The sequence below is a fragment of the Oscillibacter sp. 1-3 genome (assembly GCF_000403435.2).
Classification (GTDB): Bacteria; Bacillota; Clostridia; order Oscillospirales; family Oscillospiraceae; genus Oscillibacter.
In genome coordinates, this window is record NZ_KE159709.1 from 614,365 (window position 1) to 634,604 (window position 20,240).

Here is a 20,240-nt window from a genome sequence, read left to right on the forward strand (position 1 = left end):
CAATTATTGCAGCAAAGCAAAGGACGATAAACGGTCAAATCCCATCATTCATTTTACAGGTCCAGTTCATTGACCCAGTCTACGATCTGCTGCCGGGCATCCTGGATGCGGTCCCGGGAAATGGACAGGCCGTCCAGCACCTCCGCCTGGGGCTCCAGAGAGCGGATGGCGGAAATCGTTCCGGAGAAGCCGCTGCCGCCGTGGGTGTTGAAGGGAACGATGGTCTTGCCCGCGAAATCATGGGTTTCAAAGAATGTGTACATCACCATGGGCATGTCGCCCCACCAGTTGGGATAGCCGATATAAATGGTATCATAGCTGCTCAGACTGTCAATATTTTTTGCCAGCGCGGGGCGGAAGTCCCGGTCCTGCTCCTCCCGTGCCTGGGCCACCAGGGTGGTGTGGTCCGTGGGATAAGGCACGGCGGGCTCAATGCGGAAGATGTCGGCGTTCGCGGTCTCCTGAATGACCTGGGCCATATACTGGGTATTGCCCAGGACTTCCCCGTTGATGACCACAGTGCTGTTGGCCTCCTCAGTGGTCATGTTGTTGGGATTTGTGGTCTCCGGCTGGGAGAAGTACGCCACCAGAGTCCGGCCCTTCTGCTGAGAGGGCCGGGCCGTTTCTGTGACGGTGGGAGCGGCGGGGAGGTTTAGGCCGTTGACCCAGGCGGCAACCGTGCCGGCGGAAGCGCCGCTGGAGAACCGCTGACCCTCCTGCCAGTCGCCGCCGCGGGCCATCTCCTCCAGCAGCCGGCCGCTCTGGCCCAGGCCGGAGGAAGAGGAGGTGCAGAAGGGGATCACGGTCTTGCCGGTGAAGTCGTTGGCCTTCACAAAGGTATCCACCGGCCAGGCGGCAATGCCCCACCAGATGGGATAGCCGATGAATACCACATCGTAGTCCGCCCAGTTGTCCACGGTATCCTCGACCAGCGCGATATTCCGCTTGGAGACATCGTCATGCTCGGCGTTCACCCGGCTGGAGGAATCGGTCCAGTCCAGGTCGGCGGAGCTGTAGGGGTTCGCCGGGGTGATCTCAAAGGTATCGGCGTTCAGGGCGCCGGCGATGGTATTGGCGACGGCCTCCGTGCTGCCGGTGGCGGAGAAATAGGCCACCAGAACCTTCGCGCTGTTTCCGGCGGAGGGGGTTACGGACTGGCTGTCCCGGTTCATGTAGTTGTAGAGGATGAGGGCAATCTCGCCCCGGGTGGCGTTGTCGGCGGGAGCAAAGCGGTTTGCGTCTTTCGCCGGAACGATGTTGTTGGCTCTGGCCCAATCCACTGCCGTCTTTGCGTAGTCGGAGATACCGGCTTCGTCGGCGTAATCGTCGGCAGAGGCGGCGGGAGAACCGGCCCAGCGCCAGAAGATGGCCGTGACCTGCTGGCGGGTAATGGGGTCGTTCACACCGAAACGTCCGTCCTGATAGCCGTTAATCAGGCCGCCTGCCGCCGCCCAGCTGGCGGCGTTCACGTAGTAGGCCGTGGACGCCACATCGGGGAAGCGGGTAGTTCCGGAGGCGGCGGGGTTGCCCGCCGCCCGATAGAGGATGGCGGCAAGCTGGGCACGGGTCACGTTGTCATTCGCGCCGAAGCGTCCGTCGTTATAGCCGTTGATATAGCCCTGCTGGGAGACCCACTGGACCGCCTGGGCGTAAGCGCTTCCGGCGGGCACGTCGGGAAACTCCGCCGCGGAGGCCGTTTCGACGCACAGCGCCAGCAGCATGGCGATGGTGAGCATCGCGGATAGAATCTTTTTCATGGTGATGTCCCTTTCTTCTATTTTTTCTTCTGGAGAATCCAGTCCTGCACATTTTTTTCGCTGAATACAACGCTTCCGCCGCCGTGATAATTGTAAATGCCCTGACGGTTGAACCAGGCGTTGTCCGGAATGTCCAGCCTCAGTAGATCGTCAATTTCCTCATCGGAGATGCCCGCCTCCCGGTAGGCGGCGCGGAGGCGGTTGTAAGCGTCCCGTGCCTTTTGGGAGCCGTAGTATTCATCGTTTTCCGCCATGAAGATGTAGACGGCGACCCGGTTTTCCGCTAAGGGCGCATACGTCCCGTCCCATTGGGACGCCCCGTGGAGATAGGCGGCGTAGAGGCCGGGCCGCAGTGCCACCGCCCGGGAAATGGTCTCCCCACCCGCCGAGTACCCGGCGGCATAGACCCGGTCAGGGTCTGCCGAAAAGTGCTCCAGCATGTACTCCGTCAGTTCGATGGACTGCCGGGCGGAGGTCTCATGCCAGTCGGTAAGCTGAGCGGAGACGACAATCAGCTCCTCCTCCAGCTCCGTCCAGACCTGGACGCCGTTCCAGTCCAGATTGCTGCCCGAGGAGTCCTCCCCGAACCACATCCGGTCATAGCCCGGCATAACCACCATCATGGGATAGGACTTGCCGGCGTCGTAGCTCTCGGGCAGATAATAGCTGAAATGAATTTCGCCGGTCTCGCCGTTTAGAATCTGCCCCCGGGTCCAGCCGGTTTGCGGCGTTTCCGCCGGAGCGGCGGGCGGCTCTGAGGGAATTTCCGATGGCTGGACGGGGCCGCCGCAGGCGGACAGAAGCAGATTTGCCGCCAGGAGCCACGAAAGCAAATGCATTAAGTGCCCGCCTCCCATCAAAAGCCCAGGCCGTCCAGCCAGGCGGACACGTCCGCCGCCGCCCCGGCGGCGTTCTGCTCGCTGACGGTAAAGCCGTCCTCGATCACCACGGCGCCGGGCTCCAGCTCCTGGATGGTCTGAATGGTTCCGGAGAAGCGGCTGCCGTTGTGGACGTTGAAGGGGATGATGGTTTTCCCGGAGAGATCATATTCATCAAAGAAGCTGTACAGCGCCTGGGGCATATCGTACCACCATGTGGGATAGCCGATGAACACCGTTTCATAGCCGTCCAGGTCTTCGATATGACTGGTCAGCTCCGGGCGGTCGTTCCGGCGCTGCTCCTCCGAGGCGTACTCGATCACCTCGTCTCGGTCGCCGGAGTAGCGGACGGCGGTCTGGATGGAGAACAGCGTCCCGCCGGTCTCCGCCTGGATCATGTCCGCCACAGCCCGCACCAGTCCTTTCTCCGTGCCGTCCACAGTGGTGACGCTGGCGGAGGTCACGGCGTCCGCCGCCCTGTTTTCATCGGCGGTAAAATAGGCGATCAGGACATTTCCGGAGGCGGCGGGGCCTCCGCCGCCGGAGAGATTCAAACTGTTCGCCCACTCCGTCACATCCGCCGCGTCCGCCCGGCTGGGGAAGCGGCGTCCTTCCAGCCACTCGCCGGTTCCTGCGGCCTCCGCCAGAAGCGTGCCGCTGTCCTCCAGGCCGGAGGAGGAAGAGGTGCAGAAGGGGATCACGGTCTTGCCGGTGAAATCGTTGGCCTTCACAAAGCTGCCGGCGGGCCAGGCGGCAATGTGCCACCAGATGGGATAGCCCACAAATACCGTGTCGTACTCCGCCCAGTTCTCCGGCGTGGAAACCGTCAGCGCCACATCCTGCAAAGCCGGGTCCTCGTGCTCCAGGCTGACCCGGCTGGAGGAATCCCTCCAGTTCAGGTCATCGGAGGTATAGGCCTCCGCCGGGGTGATTGCAAAGAGGTCCGCCCCCAGGGTGTCCGCGATGGTCTGGGCCACCTGCTCCGTGCTGCCGGTGGCGGAGAAATAGGCCACCAGAATTTTTCCCTCCCCCGCCGGGGCGGGCGCTTCCGCCTTCTCCGGGGGCTGAACCGCCGGGGGCGCTTCTGGTGTCTGGGCCGGAGGCGCACTGGAAGTCCGTCCGCCGGAGCTGCCGCAGGCGGCCAGAGTCAAAGCCATAACCGCGGCCAGGAAAATTGAAAACGCTCGTTTCATAAAAGTGCACTCCTTTGCATTTGATCGTCTATTGGACATCGGCCTGAATCCAGGCCTCCACATGGTCTGCAACCACGTCGTTGTTCAAATCCTGGAAGATAAAGTGGTCGTTGCCCGTGATGCCCTCCTGCGGCAAATCCACCACCATGCAGTTTCCGCCCGCCTCGTTATAGGCGTCCCGGAAGGCGTAGCACGCGCTCCGCATCCCCTGCCACATCATGGTCGCCATAATGGCCGGATCGCCGTTGTCGATGTAATCGCCGAAGTACATGGTGACGGGGATCTTCTTCTCCAGCACCGCCTGAAAATCGGGGGAATTCGCCGCGGGCGCGGCGCCGGGTTCCACGGCCACGATGGCGGCAATGTGGTCTGTGTACTGTGCCGCCGTCCAGCCGGGGCCGCCGCCCTGAGAGTGGGTGACCAGAATGGAATCCCTGCCGGTGCGGGCATATACCTCGTCAATGGCGGCCGCTGCTGCCCGGGCCACCGTCTCGTTGTCAAAGTCGCCGCCCATGTCGCTCCGCATCCCGGTGTCCGGGGTCATCTGGCGGAAAAACTGGTTGACGCTTTCGTCGTCGTTGGGAAACTGGGAGCCCTCATTGGGGATAGATTTTCCGTTCTCCCAGCGGCCAATGCGGAATTGGGTATACCACCGCTGGTCCAAAGTCTTGGTGCTGATCTCTCCGCTGACGGAGGTGGCGCCCGCCTCGCCCCGGCGGGGCCCGTCAATCAGAAAAACGCTGTGTCCCATTCTCAGGAACAGGTCCGACCAGCCGGGGCGGCCGTCGGGAGTGGTCATCCAGCCCATACGGGACTGGCCGTAGCCGTGGAGGAACACCATGGGCAGGCCGGTTTCCTCAGCGGGAATCTGATAGAGGACGTTGGCGTGGTCCACGTGGGCGGTCTGGCCCGCGCCGGTTTCCTCAAAGTGGTTTTCCGGATCAAAGGTGCCCTCAGAGGTGACAGTGATGCCTCCGGCGGAGAAAATGCCCTGTTTGGCAATCACCAGCGCACCTTCGGGAATCTGGGCTTCGGCCTCCTGCCGGGCCTCGCCCTGCGGTCCATTGGGTGCGGCGGCGGGCGCACCGTCATTGACGGGGGTTCCGGCGCAGCCCGCCAGCAGGGAGAGGACCATTGCGCCGCCCAGCAGCAGTGCGGTGAGACGGTTTTTGCTTTTCATAGTTTAAGACCTCCTGTTTCTTACGCAATCACTTTTGTGCCGCCGAACACCGGGGACATCTCCATGGCGTCCAGCGCGCCGTCCAGCTCCTGGACCTCGGCGGCGGTCAGCGCCACGTCCGCCGCCCCGGCGTTCTCCTCCAGGCGCTCGGGCTTCCGGCTGCCGGGAATGGGGACGAGATAGGGCTTTTTGCGGAGCATCCAGGCCAGGGAAATCTGGGCGGGCGAGGCCCGCTTCTCCTCCGCCATGGACCAGAACCAGGTCCAGCAGGGCCTGGTTCTGGTCCATGGCGGAGTCGGAAAACTGCGGCATGACGCTGCGGTAGTCCGTTCCTGCGTCAAAGCGGGAGTGTTTGCCGTACCGGCCGGAGAGCAGTCCGTTGGCCAGGGGCGAGAAGGCCACAAACCCAATGTTCAGCTCCTCCAGCACAGGAAACAGCTTCTCGTGCCACCGGGCCATCATGGAGTAGCGGTTCTGGACCGCTGTCACGGGACAGACGGCATGGGCCCGGCGGATGACATCCTCCGTCGCCTCGGAGAGGCCCCAGTGGGTGATCTTGCCCTCTTTCATCAAATCCGCCATGACCCCGGCTGTCTCCTCAACGGGGACCTTTGGGTCCGGGCGGTGCTGGTAGTAGAGGTCCACGTGGTCCCGTCCCAGCCGCCGCAGGGAGGCCTCCAGAGAGGCCCGGATGGTCTCGGGCCGGGAGTCCGGAACCAGGGGCTTGTTTACCGCCGGGGAGGTCTGATCGAAGCGGATGCCGAACTTGGTGGCAATGCATACGTCATGGCGGCCCTTCAGCGCCGCGCCCACCAGCTCTTCGTTGTGGTGGGGGTCCTCCGGCGTGCCGTAGACCTCGGCGGTGTCAAAAAACGTGTAGCCCAGGTCCGCCGCCCGCAGAATGGTCCGCATGGCCTCGATACGGTTTGTGGGCGCACCGTAGGCGTGGGAGAAGCCCATGCACCTCAGGCCCACGGCGGAGACGGCCAGGTCTTTTCCCAGGATTCGCTGTTCCATAGAGATTGCTCCTTTCAAACGGCTCGCCGCCGTCTTGCTGTTTACAAGCCTTATTTTACCCATAAAGCGTGAAAACGGAAGTCTCGATTGGTTGATGGGTATAAAGCGCAGGGTTTATACTTGCGTGATCGCCTCCAGGCTGCGGTAAAATGAAAGAGCTGGAGCGGCTCTCCAGCTCTTTCATTTCACCGTTTTTCTGTGATCGGGATCGCTCCGGCATGTCCGCAGATCTTACGTCTCATTTCAGCTTTCCGCCATCCTGGAACGCCCTACCCGGGCAGATCAGCACAGCGCCCTTTCCGTCGGTTCCCTCCGGAACGGGGAAGAAGGTCAGGGTGGGGCGGAAGTCCGGGGCGTCTCCGCAGGCGGAGAGCAGGAGGCAGAGGGACAGCGCCAGCGCCGGAATCACATTCATCTGGTATGCGCCTCCCCGCCTCACACGCATTCTTGCAGGATTTCCAGCAGTTCCTCCCGGCTCAGCTTCTTACAGCACCCGGCGGTGAGATTGGTGGAATCCGCGATGGCCTTGAGATCTTTGCTGGGGTCAATCCCCATCTCCGTGAAGCTGGCGGGCAGACCGGCTTCCCTGATGAAGTCCGCCAGGGCTTCCACGCCCGCCTGGGCGGTCTCCTCCGCCGTGGCCCTGTCCGCAATGCCCCAGACGTTCCGGGCGAAGCGGGCAAACTTCTCGGCTCCGGCCCCGCAGATGTGGCGGTAGAGCACCGGGTGGATCACCGCCAGGCCCTGGCCGTGGTTGCAGTCCGTATAGGCTCCCAGCTGGTGCTCCAGCTGGTGGCACTGGAAGTCCGTCACCTTGCCGATTTTCAGGATGCCGTTCTCCGCCATGGCGGAGGCCCACATCAGCTCACTGCGGGCCTCATAATTGCCGTGATCCCGCAGCAAGACCCGAATGTTGGCGATTACGCTCCGCATAACCGCCTCACTGATGTCGTCGGAGAGGTTGTTGTGGCCGTGGGGCTGGCCGAAGTAGGTCTCCATGGCGTGGCTCAGGGTGTCGAAGGCCCCGGAAATCACCTGCCGGAAGGGGACGGTCATGGTCAGCTCCGGGTCCAGCACGGCGAAGCTGTTATAGGCGCCCATCATACCGCCCTTGATCTTTCTTTCCTCGTGGGTGATGACTGCCCCGTTGTTCATTTCACTTCCGGTTCCGGAGGCCGTCACCACCGCGCCCATGGGGACAAACTCGGCGGGAAACTGTTTTTTTGCCGTCTCCATCTCCCAGATGTCCTCTTCCAGCTTTGCCTGGGCGGAGACGATCTTGCAGCAGTCGATGACGCTGCCGCCGCCCACCGCCAGAATGAAGTCCACCCCCTTCTCCCGGACCAGCGCCGCGCCCTCCTGGACCTTGGCGTAGGTGGGATTTGGCATGATGCCGGGGAAGTCCACCACCGTCTTTCCGGCGGCGGTGAGTATACCGAGAATCTGGTCATAGACGCCGGTTTTCCGGAGAGAGCCGCCGCCGTAAGCCAGCAGGACGGTCCTGCCGTATTTGGCGAGCTCCGGTTTGATATGCTCCATGGCCCCCTTGCCGAAATAGACCTTGGTGGGATAGGAAAAGGTGAAGTTATTCATAGTTCGCACTCCTCATTTTAGATTGTTCAATTTGCCTTTGCCAAAAGGCGATGGCGCTGTCAATCCAGCCCTGGGCGGCGGTGCCGGTCCCCAGGCCGAAGCCATGGCCCAGGCCGGGATAACAGCGGAACTCCGTATCTGCGCCCATGGCGGCAATTGCCTGCACCCGCCGCTCCATGGTCCGCCAGCTGGCGATGTTGTCACTGTCGCCCACGCAGACATAGGTGGGCGGCTCGCCGCCAGGATTGTACTCGCTGTGCCCGGTGTACTGCATCACAACGGTTCCGGGCCGGGGCAGGTCGTCCCCGCCGAAGGCCGCCGGCCCCAGAGAGCCGAGATACGCCGCCATCCGCGCCCCGGCGGAGCCTCCCCAAACGGAATAGCAGTCCGTGGAAATCCCCAACTCCTCCGCATTTTCAAAGATGAAGGAGACGGCCCGGGCCAGGTCCTCGCAGGCGGTCTGCGCCCCTGGGCGGTAGATGAGGGCAAAGGCGTGATAGCCCTGCCGGGACAGGGTCAGGGCATGGGGGAAGCTGTCGTGCATGGCTCCCACATAGGCAAAGGCCCCTCCGGCATTGCAGACGGCGAAGGGCGCGCCCTCCTCCCCCTTGAAGAAGAACAGGCCGGTATTCTCTTTTGCCGGGTCCGCCGTCTTTTCCGCGTCGGTATAAATATCATAGAACACCGTCTCCCCGGCGGCGGCACGGTCATGCAGGGAGTTTACGGTCTCCACCGTCATGTCCGGGTCGATATTCCGGTAATAGGTCAGGCGCAGTTCCCCCAGGGTTTCTCCGCTGTAATAGGCGGCCTGTACCGGGAACAGTAGCCGCCCGTAATCCGCAAAGACCGGGTCGGCCATCACGTCCGCAATGGGGGTATCCGCAGTGAACGGGGACTTTGTGACCACCGCCTCCTCCGTGGCGCTTTCCGTCCTTGCCGGAACGCCGCCGCAGGCCGACAAGGCCAAAGAGAGGCTTAGAAGTCCGGTCAAAACTGTCATTTTCAATCGCACGCCCTCCTGCGGGTCAAAATTCTGCCGCCATAATAGCCGCAGCATACAAACAGGCCCATTATGGCCAGATAGTCCAGGAAAAACAGGGCCAGCGGCCGCTCAAAATCAAAGAACACAAAGTGGCTCCGGAGAAACAGATAGTCTGCAATCCGGTTCCGCCAGAGGGCGGCGGCGCCATAGGCCGCAATGAAAATCGCCGCGGATCTGGAAACTGTCACAGGCAAACGGAGCGGCGCCTTCCGCCGGACGGCGGCCACGACCTGTCCCCAGTGAATACCAAAGTGGAGACTCAAAAATACAAAGCCCCAATAGGCGCACAGCATATGGACTACCCTGGCCCAGCCCCGTGCGCCGGAGATGGAGAGCCAGCCGAACACGTGCCGGGAGAGGACCGCGCCGCTGGCCATGGCCCCCAGCATCGTCAGCAGGACCAGCGCCGCCAAAAGTGTCTGGAGGACCCGGAAAGCCGTATAGCGTCCCCGTTTTAAGCCGCGTATCCAGCTCCAATTCAGGCCGTGGTGCAGGATGGACAGCAGGAGCATTCCCGCGCCAATCCACTCATGGGCCGCCTCGCCCACCAGGGAGTAGCCCATCAGCGCCATCAGGGCGGCGGTCATCAGCAGATCAACGGCCCGCTTGAATGCCGGCTTGTTCACTTCTGCTCCTCCACCGGCGGGACCAGCTCCGCATATCGTTTCAGCATCTCCGGCGTACTGGTATAATAGCGGACGCCCTTGTCCATGGCGGCGATTTCGGCCATTTCCTCCGGCGTCAGCTCAAAATCAAACAGGGCGAAATTGTCCCTGATATGGGCCGGGTTTTTGGAGCCGGGAATGACGATATTCCCAGCCTGAACGTGCCAGCGCAGAATGATCTGCGCGTTGGTCCTGCCGTATTTCTCCGCCAGCCGTCCAAACAGCGGCTCATTTATCAGCGCCGTGTCCCCGTGGCCCAGGGGGTACCAGGCCTGAATGACCATGCCCTTGGACGACAGAAGCTCTTTCAGCGCTTTTTCCTGATAATAGGGGTGAACCTCCGTTTGGAGAACGGCCGGCTTCACCTGGCAGATGGAGAGGATCTCCCGGACCTGATCCTTGCTGAAGTTGGAAAGGCCAATCGAGCGGACTTTGCCCTCCTTGTACGCTGCTTCCATCTGGCGGTATCCGGCGATGTAGTTCCCGGCAGGCTGGTGGATCAGCAGCAGGTCAATATAGTCGGTGTCCAGCCGGGCCAGGGTCTTTTCCACGGCGTCTGGCTGCTCGTAGAAGCTGGGCCACAGCTTGGTCTCCAGGAAGATTTCCCCCCGGTTCAGACCGGACTTCCTCATGGCCCGGCCCACGGCCCGCTCGTTGACATAGGCGTTGGCGGTGTCAATCAGCCGGTAACCGCACGCCAGGGCGCTGAGACAGGATGCCTCCGCCTCGTCGGGGGCCAGCAGGAAGGTTCCGATGCCGGCCATAGGCATTTCCACGCCGTTATTCAGTTTAATGGTCAGATGCTCACTCATAGTACATTCCTCCTGAAAACGAAAAATGAGGTATTCTTTAGATAAAGAATACCCCTTGCGCACAGAAAACAGAAGAATCAATTGGTTGATAAGTATTAAGCTTTAGGTTGATGCTCTGGCTTCATCACCTGCACGACTGTGCGGATCAGTTTTTTCACCGTGGGCGAAGGCTTGGGGGAATGAAACAGACCAAAGGGAATGGTGTGCTCCCACTCCACCGGAAGAATTTTCAGCAGCGGATGGACGCCCTCCCACTGGGGCACCGCCATCAGCAGGGCGTTTTCGTGTTCACACTGGTTGAAGACCTCCAGGTTATAAAAGGCAAAATCCATGATTTCAACCGCGGGGTGATTTGCCTCCAAATCATCCCGCAGGGCGTCCACGTATTTGCTCCAGTTGCGCTTCATCAGCATCAGCCTCTGGCCCCGCAGATCCTCGAAGGACAGGATTCTCTTCTGCGCCAGCGGGTGATAGATGGAGACAGCGCAGCAGATGGGCACCCGCATCAGCTCCAGCGCGGTGCAGGAGCGGAGCCTGAGCATCGTCTCGTCGAAAATGCCCGCCACCAGGTCGATGTTCCGGCCCAGGTTGCCCAGAATTTCCCGGGCGTTTTCCGGGGTGTTGTCGAAATTCACCATCTCAAATTTCAGCTCCGGGCGGACCTGGTGAATCTGGGGCCACAGCTCCAGCAGGAACTGGCTGGGGGTCATGAGGGACGTGCCGATCCGGATGATGCTCTCGTTGCCCTGCATGGCGTTTTTGGCCCGGACCTGGGCGTCCTTGGCGTACTGAATCATGAATCTGGCGTCCTGGTAGTAGGACTTCCCCGCGTCGGTCAGGGTCAGGCCCCGGGGCGTGCGGTGGAACAGCTGGACCTCCAAGGCGTTTTCCAGCAGATTGATCTGCTTCATCACCGCCGTGGAGGAGATGAACAGATCCTCCGCCGCCTTGGAGAAGCTTCCGGCGTCGGCGGCCCGGATGAAGGTGTCTAGTTGGTGGTTGTACATAAGGCCCTCCAGCGTAAAAAGCAGCTGCATTTGGATCAATATATCATAGCAGAGACATGGAATCAACTATATTTTATATAGAAGGATGGGGTTTCCAGGCCGTGCGGCCAAAGAGGCGGTTGGGAAGTGCGTCTGCTGTTTCTAAAAAGGGGAAGAGCAATAGAGCCATTGCGCCGCAATGACTTTGGCGCTGCAAATACAGGGGGCGCTTATTCTGTAAAAATTCCGCGCTTTTCCCTGTCGGTACGGCTCAGGCCCTGTTTGAAAAATGTCAAAGCGACCAAACCATGGATCTTTTTCCGCCGCTCCGCGTTGAGTTTCCCTGCCATACACAAAGTATGGCGGCGTCAAATCGCCTTGACTGGCAAAAATCTCTTGCCATTGGGCATTTTGCCATTTATCAAACAGGGCCTAATCAGTGCCGCCTTAAAGTGTTCAAATGTTCTGCGGGAGTTGGCCGGAGCTTGGCGGACGGGTCCGGCACCGATGTGGACTGCCTCCTGGGGTACGGATGAACGCCTGATTCGCCCGGCGGACGAAAATGTACCGCCGCCCGGACAGCGTTCGGACGGCGGTCTTTTCTGGGCGGCGGATTCAGTGTCCCCTGCGCTTCTCCCGCCGCTTCTCGCGGCGCAGGGCGAATTGGCGGGCCTGCTCCGTCTCCCGTTCCTCCCGGGCGCGGCGCTTTTTCGCCTCTTTGCCCTGCTCCCGCTGGGCTGCCAGGGCCTGCTGGGCCTTTGTGCCGCACGCCGGCAGCACCAGCTGCCGTTTGATTTGGCGCTGCCGGCGTTTGGGGTTGGCGGCCTCCGCCGCCGGGGCCCGGCCCTCTATGGCCGGACTAAACTGCAGGCGGCAATGGTTCTCCAGCAGGAAGGCGTGTACTTCATAGTCCTTTGGCTCGGGACCGAAGATGACCTTGCAGGCCTCCCAAGTCCCGCCGCCGCCCCGCTCAAAGAGCCCCACCCAAAAGGGGTCTTCAAAATAGACCGTCAGCCTCGCATATCCGGTTTCCATGGCAGTTTCCTCCTTAAAGCGGGGACGCATGGTCCCCGAAATATCCGGAGAACGGACAACCAAGGAGGCAGGTTACTGAGCCCCGTCCGGGGCCGCCCGGACTACCGACCGGGCCGTGTTTTTATCTCCGCGTCTCTTATCATAAAAGATTTTTTCTTTGCGGTCAAGTTGTACTGGAAATTCCATGGAAAACATGGTATGATAGGCAAAATCAATCTATGAAATGGAGGAAAGGCGATGCGCACTTTCTTGAAGGGCGGCAGCGTGGTCTCCGCCGCCGGCGTGAAACGGGCCGACGTCCTGATTGACGGCGAGAAGATCGTAAAGGTGGGGCGGAGCGTCCGGGGGGACGCGGACACGGTGGTGGATGTGGAGCACTGCCTGCTGTTCCCCGGCTTTATCGACGCCCACACCCACTTTGACCTGGACGTGTGCGGCACCACCACGGCGGACGATTTTTACACCGGCAGCCGTGCGGCCCTCCGGGGCGGCACCACTACGGTTATCGACTTCGCCTGTCCCAACAAGGGGGAGAGCCTCCACTACGGGCTGGACCTGTGGCACAAAAAGGCCGACGGCCGCACCTTCTGCGACTACGGCTTTCACATGACCATCGACGACTGGAACGAGTCCATCCGAGCGGAGATTCCGGATATGTTCGCCAAGGGCATCTCGTCCTTTAAGATGTATATGACCTATCCCGCCATGATGGTGGAGGACCGGGACCTCTACTGGGCGCTGAAGGAGCTGAAGCACCTGGGGGGCATCTGCGGCGTCCACTGTGAGAACGCCGGGATCATCGACGGCATGATCGCCGAGCGGAAAAACGCCGGTGATCTGTCTCCCGCCAGCCACCCTTTGACCCGCCCGCCCCTGGCGGAGGCGGAGGCGGTGAGCCGTCTGCTGCGCATCGCCCAGGCGGCGGACTGCCCGGTCATCATTGTCCACCTCACCTGCCAGGAGGCCCTGGAGGAGGTGGAGCGGGCCCGGCGGCGGGGGCAGAGGGTCTATGTGGAGACCTGTCCCCAGTACCTGCTGCTGGACAACAGCCTGTACTGCAACGGCGACTACGCCACCGCCGCCCGGTACGTCTGCGCCCCGCCCCTGCGGGAGAAGTGGGAGCAGCACGACCTGTGGCGGGCGCTGCGCCACGGGGAGATCCAGACCGTCTCCACGGACCACTGCTCCTTCACGTTGGCGCAGAAGGACGCCGGGCGGGAGGACTTTACGAAAATCCCCGGGGGCCTTCCCGGCGTGGAGACCCGGGGCGAGCTGATCTACTCCTACGGCGTGGCCACCAAGCGCATCACGGAGGCCCAGATGTACAAGGCCCTGTGCGAAAATCCCGCCCGGCTCTACGGCCTGTTTCCGCGGAAGGGCGTGCTCCAGGCGGGCAGCGACGCGGACATTGTGGTCTACGACCCCGGCGACAGCCACGTCATCCGGGCGGAGGACTGTGTGGCCAACGTGGACTACAATCCCTACGAGGGCTTTGTCACCTCCGGCGGAATCCGGCAGGTGTGGCTGCGGGGGACACTTGCCGTGGAAAAGGGCAGGGTGCTGGATGAGTCGCCCCGGGGGCGGTACATGGCCCGGGGGAAGTGTTCCCTGTAAAGCGGATCAGGCATTGATATTGATAAAGAGACGGCGGGAGCGTATGCTCCCGCCGTCTCAGACTGACAAAAAACGCTGGAGATTTCGTCAACGGAAAGGAAGGGTGTGTGCGGGAAACCCAAGAGGGGTTTCCTGCGCTGTGAAAATCTCTCTCAGCTTGTCGAGAAAGTATTTTCGACAAGCTGAGACGGCGGGAGCGTATGCTCCCGCCGTCTCAGACTGACAAAAAACGCTGGAGATTTCGTCAACGGAAAGGAAGGGTGTGTGCGGGAAACCCAAGAGGGGTTTCCTGCGCTGTGAAAATCTCTCTCAGCTTGTCGAGAAAGTATTTTCGACAAGCTGAGACGGCGGGAGCGTATGCTCCCGCCGTCTTTGTCATCCGGAGATCTCCGCCAGATACTCCTCCAGGCAGATGCCCCGCTCCATGATCTCCGCCGCGGCCTCCGCGCCCACGTAGCGGTAGTGCCAGGGCTCGTAATTCACGCCGGTGAGGGCGGCCTTGTCCGTGGGGTAGCGGAGGATGTAGCCGTACTCGGCGCAGTGGGCCATGAGCCACTGCTGCACTGCCGTGTTCTCCTGTCCCCGGTCCAGCAGCTGGTAGGACTTGTCCACAATGTCCACCGCCAGGCCCGCCTGGTGCTCGCTGGTACCGGGACGGGCCACCCACATGGCGGCCTGCTCCTCCGCCTCCGTCCGGCCGTATCCCTCCGCAAGAAGCCGTTGGACCTTGTTTTGGAACAGCTCCTCCTGCTTCTCCCGGGTGCGGTACGAGGAGCAGATGGTGGGCTGGAGTCCCTCCGCCCGGGCGGCGTCCATCATGCTTTGCAGGGCGGGATAGGCCCGGCTGTCAATGGCGTGGCCGTTCGCCAGCTGGGTCAGCCGGGGGATGGAGAAGTCCTCCGGCAGAGGGTTCTCCCAGTTCACCAGGATCAGGCTCCAATCCTCCGGGGAGACGGAGAGAACAGGCTCCTGGCCCAGGGCAGTCCAGTCCGGATTCTCCTGTCCGGCGGGAAGCTCCGGCATCTGGCCGTCCGTCCGGCCGCCGCCCTCCGGGGCGAGGATGGAGACGGGGGTGCCGCACGCCTGGGCCGGGAGCTCCTTGGCAAGGGCGGCGCGGCCCAGCAGGAAGCCGCCGCCAAAGAGGACAAGCCCCAACAGCAGCAGGGGCAGAAGGGAGCGGCGGCGCCTTTTGATCCGATGGGGCGGCGCAGGGCTGACGAGGTCCGCATCCCAGCAGCGGGCCGGGGCCACGTGGTACTCCCGGTCCGGGAGGGGAAATTCTTTTACAACGCAGGAACGATTGGAAGACATGAGAACAGCTCCTTTTCTTTTGGATTCTGCTCCCATGGTAATGGTTGTCCCCGTCAAAACTCCGGCGTTTTTCCATCAAAGAGGACAGCTTTTCCCATCAAAACGGCATCATGTTCGATTCCCTCTTATGCTGCTGTCCATAATGCCGCCAAGGGTCTCGTTCCGGCTTCCGGAGAGCTCCAGCGCCTCCCAGTCCAGCCAGGGACCGATGTGCAGAGTGGTGCGGCTGATGGTGGCGTAGTACAGCACCGGGCCATCCTGGAGGCGGAAGCAGGCCAGGAGAGGGTCATGGCTGAAGGTCTGGTATTCCAGTCCCAGCCGGTCCAAAAAGGCCGCTCCCAATGCCGCCGGGTCCGGCGTGTCTTTCAGAATCCAGATCGAGTCCAGCTCCACCTCCACCAGGAGTCCCGTCTCCGCGTCGATCACCAAAGACCGGTACTCCCCGGAGTCCCGGTCGTAGCCGTCAAGTCTGATGAAGCCGGCGCTGGACAGGTCTGTCTGGTCCCGCAGGTAGACCTTACCGGCGAAGAGTTCTGCGTTGTCCGGGTCCAGATATTTGGGTAGAACCCCGGATACCACCAGGTCTGCCAATTCCCCCCGGCCCAGCTCTGTGCTCTCCGTCAGCGCGGCGCCCTCCAGCTCCTGGCCGATGATGGTGAGGGTATCCGCCAGCTCCCTCTGCTGGGCCAGCAGCAGGAGCCGCCTGGGAAGCTCTGGGGGCTTTGCCGGGAAGTTGCTGTCCTCCGCTAACGGTTCGGTGTGGACGGTCCCGGTGAGCCGTTCGTCCTGAAGCGTGGACAGCCGCAGAGGCAATAGCGCCAGGGCCACCACGGTCAGACCGGTGAGGATGGGGGCCAGCCAGTTTTTCCAGTTTCTCATAGGTCCGCTCCTTTCAAACGAACAGTGACCCGGGTGCCCTGGCCGGGGCGGCTCTCCAGCTCCAGTGCGCCGCCGTGGAGATCCACGATCCGGCGGCACAGGGCCAGCCCCAGCCCCGCGCCTCCCTGGCGCCTGGCCCGGGACTTGTCCACCATGTAGAACGCCTCCGTCACCCGGTCCAGTTCCTCCTCCGGGATGCCCTTGCCGCTGTCCGTCACCCGGATGACGGGACAGTTCTCTTCACAGAGACCCTCCAGCAGGATGTCTCCGCCGTCCTCCATGGCCTTGCGGGCGTTGTCCAGCAGGTTGAGACACACGGTCTCCATCAGGTCCGGCTCCATCAGCGCCTCCGCCGGCTGGGCGCTGACGGTGAGGCGGATGCCCGCCTGCTCCAGCGCCGGGGCCATGGTTCCGCCTACCCGGTTTAAGAAGGCGTCCAGGGGGACGGGCCGCAGAGGGAAGTCCTGCCGGTCCAGCACGATCAGGTCCAGGAGCTTGCGGCTCAGGGCCTCCAGCCGCCGGCCCTCGCTGAAAATGTACCCGGCGCTCTGGCGCACCTGCTCCTCCGTGGCGGGCCGGGAGCGGAGCAGGTCGGCGTAGCCGATGATGGAGGTCAGGGGCGTCTTAATCTCATGGGCGAAGCTGCCGATGAAGTCCTCCTGCCGCCGCGCGGCGTCCCGCAGTTCCTGGACCTGCCGCTGGATGCGGTGGGACATGACGTTGAAGTCCGCCGACAGCTGGGCGATCTCGTCGTCTCCCCGCACCGCCACCCGCTGGTCCAGTTCTCCGGCGGCCATCTGCCGCGTGGCGGCGGAGAGGCGGCCCAGGGGCCGCAGCAGCATGGCGGCCGCCGCTAAAGACAGCGCCCCCACTGCCCCAGTGAGGATCAGCACCAGTGTGAAAAAGCTCTGGTACTGCTGCGACCGGTCCTGAAAGAGGCTGCTGATCTCCCGGCAGTTCTCCAGGTACAAAACGCCGTCCTCCAGGGCCAGAGGACTGGCGGCGTGGAGGTAGATGCGTCCGTCCCCCAGGGCGTTCATCACCCAGCCCCGTTGGCCCTGGGGCAGGGCGGCAGTGAGGGGAGCGGCCTCCACCGCCAGCTGCCCGCTGCCGCCCAGGGTCTCGCCGTCCTCGCCGCTGAGGCGGAAAGCCACGGTCCCCCGGCTGGTGGAGATGCTGATGCCCTTGGCCGCGGCGGCCAGCTCCCGGCGGCTGTAAAGGGGGTGGAAGGCCAGCTCCTGGGCCAGGGCGTAGCGCAGCAGGTCGTTTTCCTCGTACAGCGCCGAGACCTCCCGCTCCAGCGAGGCGCGGAACTGGGTGTCGATCAGCACGTACCCGCCCACGTCGCAGGCCAGGGCGGTGATGAGGACCATGCTGCAAAAGAGCTTCCAGAAGAGTTTCATTCTCTCGCCGCCTCTCCCTCAGGCCTCCAGCCGGTAGCCCACTTTGTAGACCGCCACCAGCCGGTTCTCCAGGCCCAGCTTCTTCCGCATCCGCTGGATGTGGAGATCCACTGTGCGGCTGTCCCCCAAAAACTCCTCGCCCCAAACCCGCTCGTAGATCCGGTCGCGGTACAGGGCGATGTTCTTGTTCTGCATGAAGAGGAGCAGCAGGTCGTACTCCTTGGCGGTGAGGGAAACGGGCTGCCCGTTCCGCCGCACCACCCGGCTGGCAGTGTCGATCTCGATGTCCGGCGGCAGGGAGAGGACCCGCCCTGTCTTGCCGCACCGGCGCAAAACCGTCTCCACCCGGGCCAGCAGCTCCATCAGCTCAAAGGGCTTGACGATGTAGTCCTCCGCTCCCAGCCGCAGTCCCTTCACCCGGTCCTCCAGCTGGCCCTTGGCGGTGAGGAAGATCACCGGCACCTCCAGCTGCTTGCAGTACTCCAAAAGCTCGTAGCCGTCTGCCCGGGGCAGCATGATGTCCAGCAGGGCCAGGTCAAAAGGCCGGGCTTCCAGCTCGTCCGCTGCGGCGGTGCCGTCTGCCGCCCAGATGCAGCGGTATCCCGCGCCCTCCAGGGCGGTCTTGATGAGATTGGCGATGGGGGTCTCGTCCTCCGCGATCAGGATCTTGTTCACAGCATCCACCTCGTCTGCTCTGTGTTTTTTCCAGTTTGCCGCTTTGTTCCATCATTTTTGTATCATACTCCATTTGCCCGGGCGGCGCAACCATGCTCTGAGCTGTTTCAAATGCGAGTTATAATCGTCCGGTGCGCCGGAGGGGATTTTGTCTGCCGCCTTCCGATGAGGCGGAATTTTTTGTATATTTTCTGTGTGACAAATTGCAAAAGGTGTGGTAGAATGTCATACAGAGTAAAAAATACATCATACAGGAGGACCGCGTGTGAACCAGAAACTGACCACCCGCCAGCTGGCGCTGATCGGCTCCATGCTCTTCGGACTGTTCTTCGGAGCGGGCAATCTCATCTTCCCCATGATCCTCGGCGCGAAGGCCGGGACCTCTCTTCCGGCGGCCCTGATCGGTCTGCTGGTCACCGCCGTGGGCATCCCCCTGCTGGGCATCGTCTCCATGGGCATCTCCCGCAGCGAGGGGCTGATCCACCTCTCTGGGCGGGTCTCCAGACGGTTCTGCTATCTTTTTACCTGCGCCCTCTATCTGACCATCGGCCCCCTGTTTGCCATCCCCCGGTGTGCCGCCACCAGCTTCACCATCGGCGTCCGGCCTCTGGTGGGGGAGAATCCCGTCCTGCCGCAGGTGATCTTCACCGTGCTGTTTTTCGCGGCGGTGCTGTTCTTCGCTCTGCGGCCCTCCAAGATTCTGGATTCTGTGGGGAAGTTCCTGAACCCCGCCTTTTTGGCCTTTTTGGGCGTGATGCTGATTACCGCCCTCATCAAGCCGGTGAATTCCCTCGCGGCGGTGCCGGCCAGCGGGAGCTATGAGAGCGGCGCGTTTTTCGCCGGCTTTCTCCAGGGCTACGACACCCTGGATGCTCTGGCCACGCTGGCCTTTGGCATCATCGTGATCCGCGCCATCCGCCAGCTGGGAGTGACAGAGCCGGGGGCCGTGGCGGGCAGCACCGTCAAGGCCGGTCTGGTCAGTATGGCGCTGATGGGGCTGATCTACGCCATTACCGCCCTGGTGGGGGCCCAGAGCTATACGCTGTACGCGGAGCAGCTGGCAGATCCCAGCTTCACCGGCGGCGACGCCTTCGCCGTCATCTCCCACTACTACTTCGGCCGGGGCGGCAGCCTGATCCTGGCGGCCACGGTGACGCTGTGCTGTATGAAAACCGCCATCGGCCTTGTGACGGCGTGCAGCGAGACCTTCCTGGAGCTGTTCCCCGGGAAGATGGATTACCCCAAGTGGGCGGTGGTGTTTACCGGGGTGTCGCTGTTGATTTCCAATATCGGACTGTCCCAGATCATTGCCCTGTCCGCGCCGGTGCTGTACTTCCTGTGCCCCCTGGCCATCGTGCTGATTTTGCTGGGCATTGCCGGATGCCGGTTCGGCCACGCCCGGGTGGTGTACGAGTGCACTATGGGCGCCGCGCTGGCGGCGGCAGTGCTGGAGCTGGCCCGGGTGGTGGGCGGCCCCGTTCAGCCCCTGGCGGACTGGGCGGCGGGCTGGCTGCCACTGTACAGCTACGGCCTGGGCTGGGTGGTCCCGGCGGCCCTGGGCTTCGGCGTGGGATTACTGCTGAACATGAGAGGGAGGAAACGCGCATAAAATGCGCGGCCCTGCTGGAAAAAGCGCCTGACGGCGGTCTCAATGACCGCCGTCAGGCGCTTTTGGTTTTCCTTCCTCACAGCGGCATCCAGCTGCCGCTGGCAATGGCCAGCAGCTTCCCCGTGTCCGCGTCGGTCAGCTCGCCCCGCTGGCGGATCAGGCTGCGGCCGGCCTTGACGATGTAGACCTTCAGCTCCACGTTCATGCCGTACTCCACGCCCCGGATGAAGGAGACAGTCATATCCGTGGTAGTGGCTTCGTTGGGGCCGGCGGTGAAGTTGGCCACCACACCGAAGGCGCTGTCAAACATCCCCAGGATAGCGCCGCCGTGAATGCCGCCCTTCTCGTTGATCTGCCACTTTTGGGTTTCGAAGGCGTAGGTAACGCTCTGTTCTTCGTAGTCGCACCGTACTAGGCGGACGCGCATCTTCTCGTCAAAGCCGCCGTCCCCCAGGTTCAGGTAGTGGGCAGACTTCTCCTCCACCAGGTTGATCCAGGCCTCTTTTTTGTCCATGGAATCGATCTCCTCTCTGTATGTCAAATTGATAAAGCTCTGATTCTGCACGGTTAGTTTCATACTATTGGAGTCGT

The 20,240-nt window shown here is 62.3% G+C and carries 18 protein-coding genes and 1 pseudogene; 2 read left to right on the top strand and 17 right to left on the bottom strand.

What is annotated here, in order from left to right; all coding sequences use genetic code 11:
- Positions 1-53: 53 nt before the first annotated feature.
- The 12 genes and pseudogenes from C816_RS25715 to C816_RS15550 all read right to left on the bottom strand — a co-directional run bounded on the left by C816_RS25715 (position 54) and on the right by C816_RS15550 (position 12,158).
- Entirely contained in the window at positions 54-1,757 is a 1,704-nt protein-coding gene (locus C816_RS25715) for a flavodoxin (protein WP_016323344.1), read from the bottom strand.
- A gap of 17 nt (positions 1,758-1,774) precedes the next feature.
- Positions 1,775-2,596: a prolyl oligopeptidase family serine peptidase gene (locus C816_RS15505; RefSeq protein ID WP_016323345.1), complete on the bottom strand. Its 822-nt coding sequence runs from the start codon at positions 2,594-2,596 to the stop codon at positions 1,775-1,777.
- 17 nt (positions 2,597-2,613) lie between these two features.
- Positions 2,614-3,828 (bottom strand): flavodoxin, encoded by a 1,215-nt coding sequence (locus C816_RS25080; RefSeq protein ID WP_016323346.1) that lies wholly within the window; start codon positions 3,826-3,828, stop codon positions 2,614-2,616.
- A gap of 28 nt (positions 3,829-3,856) precedes the next feature.
- Positions 3,857-5,008, bottom strand: a complete 1,152-nt coding sequence (locus tag C816_RS15515) for an alpha/beta hydrolase (RefSeq protein ID WP_016323347.1) — start codon at positions 5,006-5,008, stop codon at positions 3,857-3,859.
- A 20-nt stretch (positions 5,009-5,028) separates the two neighbouring features.
- Positions 5,029-6,088: pseudogene (locus tag C816_RS15520) on the bottom strand (aldo/keto reductase).
- Positions 6,089-6,263: 175 nt separating this feature from the next.
- The gene (locus tag C816_RS23860; protein WP_016323349.1) at positions 6,264-6,440 is read right to left on the bottom strand and encodes a hypothetical protein; all 177 of its coding nucleotides are present in this window, start codon (positions 6,438-6,440) and stop codon (positions 6,264-6,266) included.
- 20 nt (positions 6,441-6,460) lie between these two features.
- Positions 6,461-7,618: an iron-containing alcohol dehydrogenase gene (locus C816_RS15525; RefSeq protein ID WP_016323350.1), complete on the bottom strand. Its 1,158-nt coding sequence runs from the start codon at positions 7,616-7,618 to the stop codon at positions 6,461-6,463.
- Positions 7,611-8,618 carry an alpha/beta hydrolase gene (locus C816_RS15530; RefSeq protein ID WP_040655892.1) on the bottom strand — a complete coding sequence of 336 codons (1,008 nt, stop codon included), beginning with the start codon at positions 8,616-8,618 and terminating at the stop codon, positions 7,611-7,613. The genes C816_RS15525 and C816_RS15530 overlap by 8 nt, the downstream gene beginning before the upstream one ends.
- Before the next feature lie 2 nt (positions 8,619-8,620).
- Positions 8,621-9,286 carry a DUF4405 domain-containing protein gene (locus tag C816_RS15535; protein ID WP_016323352.1) on the bottom strand — a complete coding sequence of 222 codons (666 nt, stop codon included), beginning with the start codon at positions 9,284-9,286 and terminating at the stop codon, positions 8,621-8,623.
- Positions 9,283-10,137 carry an aldo/keto reductase gene (locus C816_RS15540; protein WP_016323353.1) on the bottom strand — a complete coding sequence of 285 codons (855 nt, stop codon included), beginning with the start codon at positions 10,135-10,137 and terminating at the stop codon, positions 9,283-9,285. The genes C816_RS15535 and C816_RS15540 overlap by 4 nt, the downstream gene beginning before the upstream one ends.
- A gap of 95 nt (positions 10,138-10,232) precedes the next feature.
- Positions 10,233-11,144 carry a LysR family transcriptional regulator gene (locus C816_RS15545; protein WP_016323354.1) on the bottom strand — a complete coding sequence of 304 codons (912 nt, stop codon included), beginning with the start codon at positions 11,142-11,144 and terminating at the stop codon, positions 10,233-10,235.
- A gap of 594 nt (positions 11,145-11,738) precedes the next feature.
- Complete coding sequence (locus C816_RS15550; protein WP_016323355.1) at positions 11,739-12,158, bottom strand: YjdF family protein; 420 nt, start codon at positions 12,156-12,158, stop codon at positions 11,739-11,741.
- Positions 12,159-12,395: 237 nt separating this feature from the next.
- On the opposite strand from C816_RS15550, the gene hydA reads away from it, so the two are divergent.
- Positions 12,396-13,772, top strand: a complete 1,377-nt coding sequence (hydA, locus tag C816_RS15555; protein WP_016323356.1) for a dihydropyrimidinase — start codon at positions 12,396-12,398, stop codon at positions 13,770-13,772.
- 375 nt (positions 13,773-14,147) lie between these two features.
- Here the strand turns inward: hydA and C816_RS15560 are convergent, their stop codons facing one another.
- From C816_RS15560 to C816_RS15575, 4 genes are all read right to left on the bottom strand, one after another.
- The gene (locus C816_RS15560) at positions 14,148-15,083 is read right to left on the bottom strand and encodes a M15 family metallopeptidase (RefSeq protein WP_016323357.1); all 936 of its coding nucleotides are present in this window, start codon (positions 15,081-15,083) and stop codon (positions 14,148-14,150) included.
- A gap of 108 nt (positions 15,084-15,191) precedes the next feature.
- Positions 15,192-15,962, bottom strand: coding sequence for a hypothetical protein (locus tag C816_RS15565; RefSeq protein ID WP_016323358.1), 771 nt, complete (start codon positions 15,960-15,962; stop codon positions 15,192-15,194).
- Positions 15,959-17,365, bottom strand: coding sequence for a sensor histidine kinase (locus C816_RS15570; RefSeq protein WP_016323359.1), 1,407 nt, complete (start codon positions 17,363-17,365; stop codon positions 15,959-15,961). The genes C816_RS15565 and C816_RS15570 overlap by 4 nt, the downstream gene beginning before the upstream one ends.
- Before the next feature lie 18 nt (positions 17,366-17,383).
- Complete coding sequence (locus tag C816_RS15575; protein ID WP_016323360.1) at positions 17,384-18,040, bottom strand: response regulator transcription factor; 657 nt, start codon at positions 18,038-18,040, stop codon at positions 17,384-17,386.
- A 265-nt stretch (positions 18,041-18,305) separates the two neighbouring features.
- Here C816_RS15575 and brnQ point away from each other — a divergent pair, with 265 nt between their 5' ends.
- Positions 18,306-19,649 carry a branched-chain amino acid transport system II carrier protein gene (brnQ, locus tag C816_RS15580; protein ID WP_016323361.1) on the top strand — a complete coding sequence of 448 codons (1,344 nt, stop codon included), beginning with the start codon at positions 18,306-18,308 and terminating at the stop codon, positions 19,647-19,649.
- Positions 19,650-19,725: 76 nt separating this feature from the next.
- Here brnQ and C816_RS15585 read toward each other — a convergent pair whose 3' ends face one another.
- Complete coding sequence (locus C816_RS15585) at positions 19,726-20,226, bottom strand: PaaI family thioesterase (protein ID WP_155979038.1); 501 nt, start codon at positions 20,224-20,226, stop codon at positions 19,726-19,728.
- Between the last annotated feature and the right edge of the window lie 14 nt (positions 20,227-20,240).

What these genes read in the sequence shown, in the direction of transcription:
- C816_RS15565 (WP_016323358.1), bottom strand. Translation starts at nt 15,962, where the DNA reads ATGAGAAACTGGAAAAACTGGCTGGCCCCCATCCTCACCGGTCTGACC.
- C816_RS25080 (WP_016323346.1), bottom strand. Translation starts at nt 3,828, where the DNA reads ATGAAACGAGCGTTTTCAATTTTCCTGGCCGCGGTTATGGCTTTGACT.
- C816_RS15570 (WP_016323359.1), bottom strand. Translation starts at nt 17,365, where the DNA reads ATGAAACTCTTCTGGAAGCTCTTTTGCAGCATGGTCCTCATCACCGCC.
- C816_RS15545 (WP_016323354.1), bottom strand. Translation starts at nt 11,144, where the DNA reads ATGTACAACCACCAACTAGACACCTTCATCCGGGCCGCCGACGCCGGA.
- C816_RS15525 (WP_016323350.1), bottom strand. Translation starts at nt 7,618, where the DNA reads ATGAATAACTTCACCTTTTCCTATCCCACCAAGGTCTATTTCGGCAAG.
- C816_RS25715 (WP_016323344.1), bottom strand. Translation starts at nt 1,757, where the DNA reads ATGAAAAAGATTCTATCCGCGATGCTCACCATCGCCATGCTGCTGGCG.
- C816_RS15550 (WP_016323355.1), bottom strand. Translation starts at nt 12,158, where the DNA reads ATGGAAACCGGATATGCGAGGCTGACGGTCTATTTTGAAGACCCCTTT.
- C816_RS15505 (WP_016323345.1), bottom strand. Translation starts at nt 2,596, where the DNA reads ATGCATTTGCTTTCGTGGCTCCTGGCGGCAAATCTGCTTCTGTCCGCC.
- hydA (WP_016323356.1), top strand. Translation starts at nt 12,396, where the DNA reads ATGCGCACTTTCTTGAAGGGCGGCAGCGTGGTCTCCGCCGCCGGCGTG.
- C816_RS15585 (WP_155979038.1), bottom strand. Translation starts at nt 20,226, where the DNA reads ATGAAACTAACCGTGCAGAATCAGAGCTTTATCAATTTGACATACAGA.
- C816_RS15560 (WP_016323357.1), bottom strand. Translation starts at nt 15,083, where the DNA reads ATGTCTTCCAATCGTTCCTGCGTTGTAAAAGAATTTCCCCTCCCGGAC.
- C816_RS15530 (WP_040655892.1), bottom strand. Translation starts at nt 8,618, where the DNA reads ATGACAGTTTTGACCGGACTTCTAAGCCTCTCTTTGGCCTTGTCGGCC.
- C816_RS23860 (WP_016323349.1), bottom strand. Translation starts at nt 6,440, where the DNA reads ATGAATGTGATTCCGGCGCTGGCGCTGTCCCTCTGCCTCCTGCTCTCC.
- C816_RS15540 (WP_016323353.1), bottom strand. Translation starts at nt 10,137, where the DNA reads ATGAGTGAGCATCTGACCATTAAACTGAATAACGGCGTGGAAATGCCT.
- C816_RS15515 (WP_016323347.1), bottom strand. Translation starts at nt 5,008, where the DNA reads ATGAAAAGCAAAAACCGTCTCACCGCACTGCTGCTGGGCGGCGCAATG.